Source organism: Mitsuokella jalaludinii DSM 13811 (genome assembly GCF_000702905.1).
Lineage (GTDB): Bacteria > Bacillota > Negativicutes > Selenomonadales > Selenomonadaceae > Mitsuokella > Mitsuokella jalaludinii.
Map to the genome: position 1 here is coordinate 156,954 of NZ_JNKR01000001.1, position 15,788 is coordinate 172,741.

The 15,788-nt window shown below is 58.6% G+C and carries 9 protein-coding genes and 1 other annotated feature; of the genes, 3 read left to right on the forward strand and 6 right to left on the reverse strand.

From position 1 onward, the window contains the following. The first annotated feature begins 395 nt into the window (after positions 1-395). Positions 396-1,724 carry a branched-chain amino acid transport system II carrier protein gene (gene brnQ, locus T518_RS00720; protein WP_036373715.1) on the forward strand — a complete coding sequence of 443 codons (1,329 nt, stop codon included), beginning with the start codon at positions 396-398 and terminating at the stop codon, positions 1,722-1,724. Between the two features lie 91 nt (positions 1,725-1,815). Here the strand turns inward: brnQ and serA are convergent, their stop codons facing one another. Beyond that, positions 1,816-3,402 carry a phosphoglycerate dehydrogenase gene (gene serA, locus T518_RS00725; RefSeq protein WP_036373718.1) on the reverse strand — a complete coding sequence of 529 codons (1,587 nt, stop codon included), beginning with the start codon at positions 3,400-3,402 and terminating at the stop codon, positions 1,816-1,818. A gap of 44 nt (positions 3,403-3,446) precedes the next feature. Then, positions 3,447-3,640 (reverse strand) — a binding site (T-box leader). 256 nt (positions 3,641-3,896) lie between these two features. Between serA and serC the strand changes: the two genes are divergently transcribed. Both serC and T518_RS00735 read left to right on the forward strand, forming a co-directional pair. Then, positions 3,897-4,988 (forward strand): 3-phosphoserine/phosphohydroxythreonine transaminase, encoded by a 1,092-nt coding sequence (gene serC / locus T518_RS00730; RefSeq protein ID WP_036373720.1) that lies wholly within the window; start codon positions 3,897-3,899, stop codon positions 4,986-4,988. 99 nt (positions 4,989-5,087) lie between these two features. Further along, positions 5,088-5,831 (forward strand): DeoR/GlpR family DNA-binding transcription regulator, encoded by a 744-nt coding sequence (locus T518_RS00735; protein WP_244881827.1) that lies wholly within the window; start codon positions 5,088-5,090, stop codon positions 5,829-5,831. Positions 5,832-5,908: 77 nt separating this feature from the next. Here T518_RS00735 and T518_RS00740 read toward each other — a convergent pair whose 3' ends face one another. From T518_RS00740 to glgB, 5 genes are all read right to left on the reverse strand, one after another. Next, positions 5,909-7,486: a DUF4127 family protein gene (locus tag T518_RS00740; RefSeq protein WP_051652145.1), complete on the reverse strand. Its 1,578-nt coding sequence runs from the start codon at positions 7,484-7,486 to the stop codon at positions 5,909-5,911. A 97-nt stretch (positions 7,487-7,583) separates the two neighbouring features. Continuing rightward, the gene (locus T518_RS00745; protein ID WP_036373725.1) at positions 7,584-8,270 is read right to left on the reverse strand and encodes a hypothetical protein; all 687 of its coding nucleotides are present in this window, start codon (positions 8,268-8,270) and stop codon (positions 7,584-7,586) included. A gap of 157 nt (positions 8,271-8,427) precedes the next feature. Next, positions 8,428-11,883, reverse strand: coding sequence for a 4-alpha-glucanotransferase (gene malQ / locus T518_RS00750; RefSeq protein WP_036373729.1), 3,456 nt, complete (start codon positions 11,881-11,883; stop codon positions 8,428-8,430). A gap of 82 nt (positions 11,884-11,965) precedes the next feature. Beyond that, complete coding sequence (glgA, locus tag T518_RS00755; RefSeq protein ID WP_036373732.1) at positions 11,966-13,408, reverse strand: glycogen synthase GlgA; 1,443 nt, start codon at positions 13,406-13,408, stop codon at positions 11,966-11,968. Between the two features lie 56 nt (positions 13,409-13,464). Next, the gene (gene glgB, locus T518_RS00760) at positions 13,465-15,771 is read right to left on the reverse strand and encodes a 1,4-alpha-glucan branching protein GlgB (RefSeq protein ID WP_036373734.1); all 2,307 of its coding nucleotides are present in this window, start codon (positions 15,769-15,771) and stop codon (positions 13,465-13,467) included. Between the last annotated feature and the right edge of the window lie 17 nt (positions 15,772-15,788).

The window sequence follows — 15,788 nt, forward strand, 5'->3', positions numbered from 1 at the left end:
TTTTCGATACGCCATCGGATTCCGTTTTACAGAATCTTCAATATTGCGAATCTGACTCAGTGCAATCAACTTTATTCTCATTACAAGCATATCTTTCATATACATACGTCATTCCTCCATCCGTGGATTTATTATAGCGCAGGTTTACATGTATTGCAAATTGTATGCATGTATACTTTAGATATGTTTCTTTAATAGCGTGATTATTTTATATCTGTATACATGATACAGGATATTGCTGTGTACATTTTTGGGGAAATCAGAGTGGATAGAGGCAGAAAAAACAAATTTGTCCATGCAGAATTGACATTTCTGAGAAAAGCACTTAGAATGGATGAGTCATGCCCATGACAAACACATATACGCATCCCATCAATACGAAAGGAGTCTTTCCTATGTTCAAGCACGGCCTGCAGATTGGGCTCTTGCTCTTCGGCATGTTCTTCGGCGCTGGCAATCTGATTTTCCCGCCATCGCTCGGCTTCATGTCAGGCGGCATGTTCGCACCTGCAATCCTCGGCTTCCTGCTCTCTGGCATCGGCATGCCGGTCATCGCGCTGATCATCGGCACGTTCAACCCCGGCGGCTTCCGCGCCGAGATGAACCGCAAGATCTCACCGCTGTTCTCATTGCTGCTACTCTCCCTCATCTATCTCTCGATTGGCCCGCTCATGGCCATCCCGCGCACGGCGGCCACATCGTTCTCCATCGGCGTCCTGCCGATCACGGGTGACGGCGCCCTGCCGCTCGCCATCTTCACCATCCTCTACTTCGCCTTCGCCTGGTGGCTGGCCATCACGCCGACGAAGCTGCTCGCACGCCTCGGCAAGGTCCTGACGCCGATGTTCGCCGTGCTCATCGTCGTCCTGATGATCACAGGCCTCTTTGCCTACACCTCGACGAGCCTCCCCGCACCTCTCGGCAAGTACAGCGCCTCGGCCTTCGGCACAGGTTTCATCGAGGGATACAACACGATGGACACGCTCGCCTCGTTCGCCTTCTGCATCCTCGCGCTCAACGAGATGCGCCGCATCCACTTCCGCTCCGAACGCGAGCACTACACGAGTGTATGGATGGCCGGCCTCGCCGTCGCCGTCCTCATGGGTTCGCTCTACCTCGGGCTGGCGCTGCTCGGCAATCACTTCCCAATCCCGCCAGAAGTCTACGGCGACTCGCACATCAACCTCGGCGCCTACGTGCTCTCCCAGTCTTCGCTCCAGCTCTTCGGACCGGCTGGCATGTACTTCCTCGCCGTCATGGTCACGCTGACCTGCTTCACGACGACAGTCGGCCTCATTGCCGCCGTCTCGACGTTCTTCTATGAGGAGTTCCCCGTCATGTCGTACCAGCGATACGCGACGCTCGTCAGCCTCGTCAGCCTGCTGCTCGCCAATCTCGGACTCAACCAGATCATCAAAGTCTCACTGCCCATCCTGCTCTTCATCTACCCGATCGCTATCACGATCGTCCTGATGACGATCCTCAACAAATTCGCCGCGCTCTCCCGCTTTGGCATGCGCCTGACGGTCGCTGTGGCCGCCCTGATCTCAGCCCTTGACATCCTGCACCAATTCGCAGGGATTGACTGGGCCGGTGCTATCATAAAGAGCCTGCCGCTCCACGAGAGCAGCCTCGCCTGGCTCCTGCCCGTCCTTGCTGCCCTCATCCTCTCCCTCTTCCTGCCCGGCAAGATCCGCGGCGAGACAGAGCTGGAACTCCACTGAGATAACGTAGAGACAAGAATCATCACGAAATAAAAAAGCCTGTTGCAGATGCAACAGGCTTTCCTTGTCTTCCTATATATAGGGCGCAGGCTCAGATCTCATAGAAGTTGACGAGCTTGGCATCGAAGATGCCGTCGAGCGCCTTGACCGTCTCTAAGAGAGCGGCCGGGATGTCATTGTCGACCGTCAGGACCATGAGGTTCTTGCCCTCTTCTTCCGTCGTGCCGACCTGCATGGCCGAGATGTTGACGCCATTGCCGCCGAGCAGCGTGCCAACCGTGCCGATGACGCCCGGGCGATTGATGTGCGGGCAGATCAGGATGCGCGCATGCGGATCGACATCGACGCGGAAGTCATTGATGCGGACGATGCGGCCCTGCGTGCCGAACAGCGTGCCCTGTACGGAGAGCTTCTGGCCGCCGGCGACGACGTCGACCGTGATGAGGTTGGCGAAGTCCTCAGATGCGCGGTCCTTGCGTTCCGACACCTTGATGCCGCGCTCTTTGGCGAGGCCCGGTGCATTGACGTAGTTGACCTCGTTCTCCATGACAGGATTGAGAAGGCCCTTGATGACGGCCGTCGTCAGGAGGCCCGTGTTGACCTCCGTGATCTCGCCGTTGTAGGTGACTTCAACCGACTCGATCGGACCGTCGGCGAGGCCGACGACCGTGCCGCCGAGGCGCTCGGCCAGCGTGAGGTACGGCGCGATAACGCGCATGACCTGCGGGGAGACAGGCGCCATGTTGACGGCCGTCGCGACGGGTTCACCGTGCAGCGCCGCGATGATGCCCTTGGCGACATCGACCGATACACCGATCTGCGCCTCGACCGTCGAAGCGCCGAGATGCGGCGTCAGCACGATGTTCGGTGCCTCGAGCAAAGGATTGCCCTTCTCGGCAGGCGGCTCGCTCGTGTAGACATCGATGGCAGCTGCTGCGACAATGCCCTGCTTGAGCGCCTCGGCGAGGTCTGCCTCGTCGATGATGCCGCCGCGCGCGCAGTTGACGAGGCGGACACCCGGCTTCATCTTCTTCATCTGCTCCATCGCGATCATGCCCTTCGTGTCCTTCGTCAGCGGCATGTGTACCGTGATGAAATCGGAGTTCTCGATGACCTCATCGAACGTCGCAATCTTGACTCCGAGCGCCTTCGCGCGCTCTTCATTAATATACGGATCGTAGGCGAGCACGTTCATGTCGAAAGCCATCGCGCGCTTGGCCACGCCCGAGCCGATGCGGCCCATGCCGATGACACCGAGCGTCTTGCCGCGCAGCTCGACGCCGACGTACTTCTTGCGGTTCCACTCGCCCTTGTGCATCGTCTCATTCGCAATCGGGATGTTGCGCGACATCGCGAGCATCATGGCCATCGTGTGCTCCGTTGCCGCGATCGTGTTGCCACCCGGGGAGTTGATGACGATGATGCCCTTGGCCGTCGCAGCCGGGATATCGATGTTGTCGACGCCAACACCGGCGCGGCCGATGATCTTGAGCTTCTCGGCGCGCGCGATGACCTCTGCCGTGACCTTCGAGGCCGAGCGCACGATCAGCGCATCAAAGTCCGGGATAATCTCGAGCAGTTCCTCTGCCGGAAGCTTATCCTTGACGACAACCTCGAAGTCCTTCTGCAAGAGCTCAATGCCTTTCGGCGAAATACCATCTGCTGCTAATACCTTCATGATTCTTCTCTCCTTGTCCATCAACAAAAAAAGCGCCCGTCCCGATTTGGGACGAAACGCTCGATTCCGTGGTGCCACCCAAGTGAGGCAAAGCCTCTCTCTCGATGCTGTAACGGGCATGCCCGTCTGACTTTCATCAGCTGCTCCGGGGCGGAACCTCGATGTTCCCTGCTGGCTCGCACCTGCCGCCAGCTCTCTATAAGGGTCTTCATCTCGGCTTCCCCATCTTCGCCTTTTCGTATTGTGCATTTTTCGTGCATAAGTGTATTATAGGCCATCCATTTTCAGCCGTCAAGTGTCTGCTCCGAAAAAACAGTTTTTATTTTTCTGCTTGCTTTTCTGTTTTTTTCGCGCTAGAATATAAAAAACGCCGCTTGTCCACAATGAATGGACAATATGAGGAATCCGGCGCTTCAAAAGCTGGAAAGCAGCGAATCATCCGCCAGGGATATCAAGGAATACCAAGATTCTATACGTTTTGGGAGGTTTTTTTCATGGAAGCAGGTCGCGTCTACAATTTCAATCCGGGTCCGGCAACGCTGCCGCTCGAGGTACTCAAGGAAGCACAGGCAGAGTTCCTGAACTTCAACAACAGCGGGATGTCCATCCTGGAGATCAGCCACCGCGCACCGCAGTACGCCGCTGTCCACGAGAAGGCAAAGCAGGACATCAAGGAGCTCATGGGGCTCGGCGATGACTACGAAGTGCTCTTCTGCCAGGGCGGCGCCAGCCAGCAGTTCGCGATGATCCCGCTGAACTTCGCAACGAAAGAGCATCCAGGCAGCTATGTGCTCTCCGGCAGCTTCGCCGAAAAAGCCTACAAAGAGGCCGAGCATCTCGGAGTCGGCGAAATCGTCGCCTCGAGCAAGGAGACGGGCTACCACCATGTGCCGCAGCAGTCTGAGCTCAAGATCGACCGGAACGCTGCCTACGTCCATGTCTGCTACAACAACACGATCTACGGCACAGAGTACCACTACATCCCGGAGACGAACGGCGTGCCGCTCTTCGCCGACATGTCCTCCGACATGCTCTCGCGCCCGATTGACTTCCACAAGTTCGACTTCATCTACGCCGGTGTCCAGAAGAACCTCGGCCCGGCCGGTGTCGTACTCGTCGTCGCCAAGAAGAGCCTGCTCGAAAACAGCCCTGAGTCCCTGCCGACGATGTTCCGTTACAGCACGTTCTACAAGAAGGATTCGCTCTACAACACGCCCCCAGCCTTCTGCATCTACATGGTCGGCAAGGTCGCTGCCTGGATTAAATCGCAGGGCGGCCTCGAGGAAATGGCACGCCGCAACGAGCGCAAGGCCAAGGTCGTCTACGACGCCATCGATAGCTCCAACGGCTTCTACCGCGGTCATGCTGACAAGGATAGCCGTTCCTTCATGAACGTCACCTTCCGCCTGCCGAGTGAGGAACTCGAGAAGAAGTTCATCGCTGAGGCGCTCACGCATCAGCTCAGCGGTGTCAAGGGTCACCGCAGCGTCGGCGGCATGCGCGCTTCGATCTACAACGCGATGCCGTACGAAGGCGCTGTTGCCCTTGCGGATTTCATGGAGAAATTCCGCAAAGAGAACGCCTGATTGCATTGCCTGAAAGAGCTCCCCTTGCCTGCGGCAGGGGGAGTTTTGTGTTGTTGACAAATATTGACGAAAGGAACGAATCTGATGCACCCCCGTCATATGAAACTCCTCGATCTCATCTGCCAGAACGGGCGCCTGGCTGTTACGGAACTCTCCGCAAAGCTCGGTGTATCCGAGGTCACGATACGCAAGGACCTCAACATGCTCGCCCATCAGGGCCTCCTGAAGCGCGAGCACGGCTTTGCCTGCATGGTGGCGAGCGACGACATCGGCCATCATCTCTCCTTCCACTACGAGAACAAGCGCCGCATCGCCGAGCGGGCAGCGCGCTGCGTCCAGCCCGGCGAGACGGTCATGATCGAGTCAGGCAGCTGTTGCACGCTGCTCGCCGAGGAACTCTGTGCGCGCGACTGCCACATCACCATCATCACGAATTCCGCCTTCATCGCGAGCTTCGTGCACAAGATGCGCTCGGCCCGCATCATTCTGCTCGGCGGCAGCTACCAGAATGAAGCGCAGGTCATGGTCGGCCCGCTCGTCGGCCTCTGCGCCCGCAACTTCAAGGTGGACAAGTTCTTCCTCGGCATCGACGGCATGGACGAGCGCGGCGTCAAGAGCAGCGACCACCTGCGCATCGAAGCGGCGCAGGCCATGGCCGCCCAGGCCCGCGGCATCATCGTGCTGACGGAGTCTGTGAAATTCCACCGCGATGCATCCGAGCTGATTTTCCCCTACGAGAACATCCGCGCCATCTACACCGACGCAGATGTCGCGGACAGCGACATCGAGCGCTGCCAGACGCTCGGCCCCGAGATCGTCACGGCCGCAAAGCGCCGCTCTTGAGTGGCACAAAAAAGACCTGCTGGAAGCAAAGCTCCCGGCAGGTCTTTCTTTTATCTCATAGCTCCGCGTCGCATCTCTCACTTCTTGGGGAAGTAGGAGATGTCGACCGGCTCATCCGCCGTGTGGATGATGTCGGACTCGAACATGCGGTTCCATGGGAAACGCACTTCGATGTAGGCGAGCGAGTCGATCGGCGGCAGATTTTCCTCGACGAAGCGCGTGAGCATGCGCTCGGAGCGCGTCGCCACGGCCCCCATCTTCGAGTCGAGGCTGCCGTAGACGCCGTCGCCGCGCAGCCAGGTCAGCTGACGGGCAATCGTATTGCGCACGTTGGCCTGATAGGCCCAATCGTCGAGGTAGCGCGTGAGCAACAGGTCATCGACGGCCTCATCCTTCATGTGCTCGGCCATCATGCCCTCGCCGATGACGAAGCCCGTGCTGTTCGTCGGCGTGTTCCAGCCCGCATAGGCGCGCAGCTTGAAGAGCAGGCCGCGGTCGCGCAGCTCGTCCATCAGAGCATTGTCAGAGCCGTTCGCGTAGGCGATATCGGCAATAGCGACAGGGTAGCCCTTGCCAACGTAGTCGCTGACGATATCGGCGAAGTACTTCGTGCCCTCGCGCGGCGTGCCGTCATTGGCGCGGTCATTGGCCTCGTACGTCTTGCCGTTCGGATTCGTGTTGACCGTCAGCACGAGGTCAGCCTTCTCAGGAGACTTGACCTGCATGCCGCCAGCAGCCGTGATGGCCGCCGCGATTGAATCGCCGATCTTCTCATCGGAGTACGACGGGACCGTGAACTCGCCCTTGCCCCAGTTGTAGCGGACGTAGACGAACGGCACATCGCGGCGCATGTCATTGACGGCACGCGTGAGCAACAGCATGCCGATCTCATCGATGCCCGCCATGGCCTGGAAGCGCGTCTTGCCGAGGTCCTGGCCCGCTGCGGCGAGGTGGCGGCTCTCGAGGTGCGTCTGCGAATACGGCGCATTGTCGTCGCGACCCAGCACGAAGTAGTTGAAGGCATTCTTGCGCGTCAGGTCGATCATCTTCTCGTTGGCCGCAAAGTTCTTCTCGCGGCGACCCATCCAGTCCGCGAGCGATGCCTTTGGAATCAGGCGCTGCAGGAAGTCGTACTCCTTCTTCTCGCGGCGCGTCAGGCCCTCCATCTCCTCCTTGTCCTTGAGGACGGTGTAGCGGAAGATATCCGCGCCGTAATTGCGGTAATAGCCCGGCTCCTCATGGCCGGATGCCTCGCCAGAGCGCGGCGTGCGCATGATCGAACCGAAGACGTAGAGTTCCATCTTCGGGTGCTCCTTGCGGAACGACTGGAAGCGGTCGGCGCGCTCGAGTACCTCTTTCTTGCTGTACTCGTGCTTGCGCGAGCCGACGAGGCTGCCGTAGAGCATCGAGTCCGACGAGATGACGGCAGCATCGGCATCCTGCGCGTTCTGCTTGAGCCAATCCCAGAGCTCATCGGGGTGACCGAGATCCGTGCGGCTGCCGAGCATGTTGTCGGGCGGCACGACGACTTCATAGCCGAGCTTGCTGATGACTTCCGCCGTCTGCTTGTCCGAGATTGGGCGGTTGTCGTGCGGGATGTAGAGGATCTTCTCTACTTTCTGTTCATTCTTGTGGTGCGCCGCGGCCTCTGGCATGCCAGTGAGCGTCACGGCAAGTGTACAGAACACTGCTGCGAGTGCTACAATCTGCTTTCTCAAAGAATCGCTCCCCTCTTATCTCATTCCATCTTTTTTATTCCAGCTGGTCGGCCAGCACGGCCACCAGCGCCTTCTTGACATCGTCGGGGACATTGAGCTTCGTGTCGAACTCGATGCCGCCGTCTTTCGGCTTGGCGCCCTCGATTTCCAGCATGTCCATGAGCTTGTGGCCCTGGTACTCTGTCTTGCCGAAGTCCGACTCGGCGAGCACCTTGCTGTAGTCAACGGTGACCGTATTGTGGCGGATGGATATCGGCAGGTCATCGGAAAGCTCCACATGGCCCACCATGCGTTCTGCCATGGCAAGCGAGACGCGTGAGAAAATCCACGACATCAAGCCGTGCTCCGGGATGTTGCGGCTGCGCACGCGGTACTTCATGTACGACTTGTCGCCCTCGTGGATGAACTCCTGGATCTCGCCCGACAGCTCGACGGGACCGACTCTCTTCGTCTCCGCCCGGATGTCGAGGCGTCCGTTCGCATGCGACTTGATTGTCACGCCTGTGACGGAGCCGCCCTCCGGGATCTTCTTGGCAATGGCTTCATTGATGACCGAATCCGGCACGAAGAGCTTGCCCTGGCTGATCTCGAGCAGGGATTCTTTCGACCAGGTCTGCTGCAGAACCTTGATGGCTGGGCCATAATCCTTGACGGATTCCCGTACTTTCGACCAATCGACGTTCTGGATCTTCTCCATCCAGTTCGCTGGTATATCGATCATGAAAAACACCTCTATTCCTGCAGATATCCAGATTGCTGAAAAACAATACGATACTAGGATACCACAAAAAGATGAAAAACAAAAATGACAGCTCCATCTTTTTCAAGATAGAGCTGTCATTCATCTCATTCCCACAGTGAAGTGGCCAGTCGCTCGATCAGGCGCGGCCCGTGCGAACGGCGAGCGCATGGAGCTTCGCCGCATCGACTTTCTCGAGGTCGCCCGGGCGCATGCACCACTTCCAGTTGCCGTCCGAAGTGCCCGGTGTGTTCATGCGGGCACTGCCGTCGAGCTGCAGGAGGTCCTGCATCGGGATGACGGCGAGGCGCGCATTCGACGCATAGGCAAAGCCGATGAGATGGCGTGCAATCTCCTCCGGCTTGCGCACATCGGCGCGCACGAGATCGGCAATGGCCTTGCGCAGCGACGGTGAGATCTCGTCCTTGAGCCAGCCGACGATCGTGTTGTTGTCGTGCGTGCCCGTATAGACGATGCTGTTCTCCGGCACAACGGTGCTCAAGCGGTGCTGGTGGTTGAGATAGAGCGTGAACTCGAGCACCTTCATGCCCGGGAAGCCGCAGTCATCGCGGAGCTTCTCGACCTCCGGCGTGATGATGCCGAGGTCCTCTGCCACGATGGGCAGGCTGCCGAGCGCGCGGCGCACCTCGTCGAAGAACGGCTTGCCAGGTCCCGGCAGCCAGCGCCCCTGGATGGCGTTCTTCGCCTTGCCGTCGACTTCCCAGTACGACTCAAAGCCGCGGAAGTGATCGATGCGCACGATGTCCACCATCGAGTAGAGCTTGTGGAAGCGCTTCTTCCACCACGTGTAATTCTCCGCCTTCATGGCCTGCCAGTCATACTGCGGGTTGCCCCAGAGCTGCCCCGTCGCGCTGAAGTAATCGGGCGGTACACCGGCGACCGTATGGGCCGTGCCGTCCGGATTGAGGTCGAAGAGCTGCTGGTTGGCCCAGACATCGGCGCTGTCCTGCGCGAGGAAGATCGGCATATCGCCCATGATGCGGATGCCCTTCTCCTTTGCGTAATCGTGCAGGTGCTGCCACTGGCGGTGGAAGATGTACTGCATGAACTTCTGCAGCGCGATGTCTTCCTCCAGGCGGCTCTTCAGCGATGCGATTGCCGCCGGCTCCCGTTTCTTGACGTTCTCCGGCCAGTCCATCCAGCCCTTGTTGTCGTATTCCTTCTTGGCTGCCTCAAAAAGCGCGTAATCATCGAGCCAGTCTGCCTCCTCGCGACAGAAGGCTTCGTAGTCCGGCTGTGCTGCTGCATCGCGCAGGAAAGCTGCATGTGCCTTGCGCAGGCACTTGTTCTTGAAGACGCGCGCCTGCTCGAAGTCGGCCGACGAATCGAAGTCAGCATAGGTGACCTTGGCCTCCTGCTTGCTGAGCCAGCCCCTCTCGATGAGCGCATCGATATCGATGAGCAGCGGGTTGCCCGCAAAGGCTGAAGGCGACTGGTACGGCGAATAGCTGTAACCGACCGGGCCGAGCGGAAGGATCTGCCAGACGTGCTGGCCCGCCTTAGCGAGGAAGTCGACGAAGCGGTAAGCTTCTTTGCCGAAATCGCCGACGCCGTACTTTGACGGCAGCGACGTCGGATGCAGCAGGACACCGGCCTCATGCTTGTAGTGGTGCTCTGGCGGTATGTTCTGCAACAGGAAACCCTTGAGCGGCAGGATATCGACGGTCAGCTGGCCGTTCTCGACTGTGAAGCGCGTCTCCGGATGGAAGGCATCGGCGAAGACGCCGTCCGCAAAGTCGCCGACCTGCAACGTGACCGTCTTCGTCTCCTTGAGACTCCTGTTGAAGAGCGAGATGAAACACTCGTCCTTCGCTGGCTCGCCAAAGACATCGCGGCCGCCGCGCACGAGGCGCGCGAAGGCCATGACATCGTCCTCCGCATAGAGCGGCAACAGCTCGCCCGTCTGCAGGGCCGTGTGCTCGTTGCGCACGCGGATCATGCGCTCATAGCGGCTCCTGACGTACGTGTCGCCATTCGCCCAGTTGTAGGGGCGGCGGTTGTACGGGTCCTTGAAGCCCTGCATCGCGATCTCATCGCCGTAGTAGATGCACGGTACGCCCGGATATGTCATCTGCCAGAGCGCCGCCATGAAGAGGCGCGCCATGCCGAGGTTGTACTGGTCGTCCGACAGGTGCGCGCGCGACTGCTCGATGGCCGGCATGCCGTCGTAGAACGGCTCCTCACCGAGCACCGTGACGGCGCGTTCCACATCGTGGCTGCCGATGAGGTTCATCATCGCATAGAAGTTCTCGCGCGGGTAATTCTCGCGCAGGCTCTCGAAGCGGCGCAGGCTCATCTTCGCGTCTGTGCGGCCGAGCAGGAAGTCAAAGAGGATCTGGCGGAACGGGTAGTTCATCGCCGAATCCATCTCCTGCCCGCAGAGGTATTCGCGCGGCACGCCGTAGGCGACTTTGTGCGACGCATCCTCCCAGACCTCGCCGATCATGACGGCATCGGGATCTGTCTTCTTGAGCTCTGCAAAGAACGACTGCGAGAAGGCCGCCGGCAGCTCGTCGATGACATCGAGGCGCCAGCCAGCAATGCCTTCCTTCATCCAGTGGTGCAGCACGCTGTCCTTGTCGTAGATGATGAAGTCCATGTAGGAAGGCGTCGTCTCCTTGACGTCAGGCAGCGTGGAGAAATTCCACCAGCTCTCGTATTCGTAAGGGAAATTGCGGAAGTTATACCACTCAAAATAAGGGGAATCCGGTGACTGGAAGGCGCCTATCGTGTCGTACTGGCCCTCGCGGTTGAAGTAGCGGCTGTTGCTGCCCGTGTGGCTGAAGACGCCATCGATGATGATGCGGATGTCCTTGTCCTTTGCCACATCGACGAGATGGCGGAAGTCTTCATTCGAGCCGAGGATTGGGTCGATCTTGTGGTAGTCGCCCGTGTCGTAGTGATGGTTGCTCTCCGACTCGAATACCGGGTTCAGGTAGATGACCGAGATGCCAAGGCCCTTGAGGTAGTCGAGTTTCTTCTCGATGCCCTTGAGATTGCCGCCGAAGAAGTCGTAGGCGACGATCTCCTTCGTGTCCGGATCCTTGTAGTAGCACGGATCATCCTGCCAGCTGGCATGGAAGACCGCACCCCTCTTCTCGATGATGGCATTGCCGTCGCGCGAGAAGCGGTCCGGGAAGATCTGGTACATGACAGCGTGCTTGAACCAGTCCGGCGTCTTGGCCCCCTTGTTGAATACCGTGATCTGGAACGATGGCGGCACATGGTCGTAGAGCGTGCCCATGCCGCCGAGTTGTTCTGGATTGTTGCCGTAGTACCAGGTACCGTCCTCCATCGAGATGATGAAGTAATACCAGACGAGGCCTCCCTTTTCTGGCAGCGGCAGCCAACCGCTGTAGAAATGCTCCTCCTGAAACGGGTCGTCCTGCGTCTCCAAGGGAATCAGATGCTCCCCTGTCTGGTCCTGCCAGCAGCGCAGGATGACCTGCCGGATGCCCTCCTTCGTGCGCAGGCGCAGCCCCATCCTGACCTTTGATCCCGCTTCAGCCGCCCCGACGGGCGATCGGTAGTTGATATCCTGAGAATCATGCCAGACTTGATCCTGTGTCAGCATGAAAACTCCTCCTTCCCAACAAGAAAGGCGGCATCATCTGCCGCCCTCCTTCTCACTTACTTGCTCTATTTTCTATTTTCTCTCATGCTTCCGAGCCAGTCAGCTTCTCATAGAGTGCCTTGTATTCGCGAGCCGATTCCTTCCAGCTGTAATCCGAATTCATGGCATTCTCCACGATCTGCTTCCACTCCTCATAGTTCTCGTAGGCGCTCAGGGCGCGCTTGAGGGCATACATCATCTCATGCGCATTGTAGTCGGCGAAGCGGAAGCCATTGCCCTGCTTCGTGTACTTGTCGTACGGGATGATCGTATCCTTGAGACCGCCCGTCTCGCGCACGACCGGCACAGAGCCGTAGCGCAGCGCGATGAGCTGGCCGATGCCGCACGGTTCGTAATTCGACGGCATCAGGAAGATATCCGAGGCCGCGTAAATGCGCTGTGCGAGCTGGTTCGAGAAGTAGATATTGGCCGAAACCTTCGTCGGGAAGCGCCAAGCCAGGCCCTTGAACCAATCCTCATACGCCTTGTCGCCCGTGCCCAGCAGGACGAACTGGATATCCTCATGCTGCAGGATCTCGTCCATCATGCGCACGACGAGGTCGAGGCCCTTCGCAGCGACGAGACGCGTGACCATGGCGACCATCGGCGTGCGGCGGCTGATTGGCAGCCCGAGGTCCTTCTGCAAGAGGACCTTGTTGTCGGCCTTGCGGTCGAGCGTCGTGACATCGTAGCCCTCGTAGAGGTTCTTGTCCTTGCTCGGGTTGTAGACATCATAGTCAATGCCGTTGACAATGCCGAAGAGCGTGTCTTGGCGGCTGCGCAGCAGGCCGTCGAGATGCTCGCCGAAGTACTCGTACTGGATCTCCTTGGCGTACGTCTTGCTGACCGTCGAGATGTAGTCGGCGTAAATCAGGCCACCCTTCATGAAGTTGACGGCATCGTAGAACTCGAGGTCGCCGTTGTTGAAGTACTTCCAGTCAAGGCCGAGTACATCGCTCATGACGTTCTTCGGGAAGACGCCCTGATACTTGAGATTGTGGATCGTGTAGAGCGTGCGGATGTTCTCGTAACGCTCATCGCCCTGGTGCTCGATCTTCAGCAGAACATTGACGAGGCCAGAGTGCCAGTCATTCGTATGGATGACATCCGGCCAAAAGTCCATGGCGGGCAGCAGGTTCAGGACGGCGCGGCAGAAGAACGAGAAGCGCTCTGCATCATCGTCATAGCCGTAGAAGCCCTCGCGCTTGAAGTACTCTTCGTTGTCGACAAAGTAGTACGTAACGCCGTCGTGCTCGAGCTTGTCGAGGCCAACGAACTTGGAACGCCAGGCGACAGGGATCTCCCCGTCGTAGACATGCTCCATCGCATCGCGGAACTTCTCCGGGATCTTGCCGAATTTCGGCATGATGACGCGGACATCGACGCCCTCGGCCTTGAGAGCCTTCGGCAGCGAGCCAGCCACATCGGCAAGGCCGCCCGTCTTGGCAAAAGGCACAGCCTCAGAAGCAACATATAGAACTTTCATTCCAGAATCCCCCTCATAGTGTACATTGCAATATCGATAACAGGAACTGAACAAGATCAGGATTCACCGGCTGCGGCTTTTGCCGTCTTGCTGGCGGTCTTCTTGGCCGTTGTCTTGCGTGTCGTCTTCCTTGCCGTCGTCTTGGCGGCCGTAGAGCGACGGCGTCGCGCCTTCTTCGGCGCAGCCTCGCCCTCTGCTGCGGCCTTGGCGGCCTTTTCGGCCTCTCTCTTGGCCTTGGCGGCAGCCTTCTCTTCCTCCGTCATGCGAGGACGGCCGCGGCGCTTCGGCTTGTCCGCAGGAGCCCCTTCCGAAGGCTCTACTTTCTTCGCAGCCGTACGTCTCTTCACCGTCTTCTTCGGCATTGCTTCGGCGGCTTCTGCCTTGTCGGCAGAACTTTTCTCTTCATGGCCTCTGACCTCGAGCTCCGCCGGAGCCTCGTCAAAAGAATTCCGGCCAGATGCCACTTGTCCCTTGTGGCGCAGGTAGATGGTCGCCATCGGCGGGATGGTCAAGAGGATGGACTGATCGCGGTCATGCCACTTGACATCCTCCGTCTTGATCTCGCCCTCATTCTTGACACCGCTGCCGCCGAAGGCCTCATCATCCGAGTTGAACACCTCGATGTAACTGCCCTTCTCCGGCACGCCGATGCGGTAATCGTGGCGGACCTCCGGCGTGAAGTTGCAGACGGCGACGATGTAGTCGGACGGGTCCTCCGCCTTGCGGATGAAGGAGACGACGCTGTTCTCGTTGTCGTTGCAATCGATCCACTGGAAGCCATTCCAGTCGAAGTCGACCTGCCAGAGCGCCTTGTGGTCGCAGTAGAACTTGTTGAGCGCGCGGCTGTACTCGAGCATCTTCTTGTGCATCGGATACTGCTGCGGCAGATGCCAGTCGAGGCTGTCATCGTAATTCCACTCGATGAACTGGCCGAACTCGCCGCCCATGAACAGCAGCTTCTTGCCTGGATGTGCGATCCAGTACGCGAAGAACGTGCGCAGGCCGGCAAACTTCTGCCAGTAATCGCCAGGCATCTTGCTGATCAGCGAACACTTGCCGTGCACGACCTCATCGTGCGAGAGCGGCAGCACGAAGTTCTCGCTGAACGCATACATGAAGGAAAACGTGACCTTGTCGTGGTTCCACTTGCGGTAGATCGGGTCGAGCGACATGTACTTGAGCATGTCGTTCATCCAGCCCATGTTCCACTTGTAGTTGAAGCCCATGCCACCCATGTAGACAGGCTTCGAGATCAGCGGCCAGGCCGTCGATTCCTCGGCAATCATCAAGGCCTGCGGATGGTACTTGAAGATGCTCTCATTGAGTTTCTTGAGGAAGTCCATGGCCTCGAGGTTGCCCGTGTCGCCGTACTTGTTCGGCGTCCACTCGCCGTCCTTGCGGCCATAGTTGAGGTAGAGCATATTCGCGACTGCATCGATGCGCAGACCGTCGATGTGGAACTCCTCGAACCAGAACATCGCGTTCGAGATCAGGAAGCTCTGGACCTCCGTGCGGCCGTAGTCGAAGTTTGTCGTGCCCCACTCCCAGTTCTCGGCAAGCTGCTCGTTGTCGGACTCGTAGAGCGTCTGGCCATCGAAGTGGCGCAAGCCCTGCTCATCCTTGCAGAAATGGCCCGGGACCCAGTCCATGATGACGGCGATGCCGTTCTCATGCGCCTTGTCCACAAGATAGCGGAAGTCGTCCGGTGTGCCGAAGCGACTCGTCACGGCGTAATAACCCGTGATCTGGTAGCCCCACGAGCCATCGAAGGGATGCTCGCAGAGCGGCATGAACTCGATGTGCGTGTAGTTCATCTTCTTGACGTAGTCGATGAGCTGATCCGCGAGGTCGCGATAGGACAGGTACTCTCCATCCTTCGTGCGGCGCCAGGAGCCTGCATGCACTTCATACGTCAGCATCGGGCGCTCATAGGATGATTCCTTTTTCTTCTGCTCGAACCAGTCGCCGTCCTTCCACTCGTACTTCGAGAGGTCGTAGACGCGCGATGCCGTGTTCGGCTTTTTCTCCGCATAGAAGCCGTACGGGTCGGCCTTCATGATGCGCGGCCCTCCCCACTGCGGCTCGATCGCATACTTGTAGATGGCGCCTTCCTCGATACCTGGGACGAATACCTCCCAGATCTCGCCGTCGCGGCCGCGCGTCATCGGATTGACGCGCGTATCCCACTCATTGAAGTCACCGACGACGCTGATGGACTTCGCATGCGGTGCCCAGACAGCAAAGCGCACGCCCTTCTTGCCGTCGCTCTCGACAAAATGAGCGCCGAGCATCTCATATGCATGATAATTCGTCCCCTGATGGAAGAGATAGAGGTCGAACTCGCTTAATTCTGATGTTTTCACAATAATCCCCCTCTGTG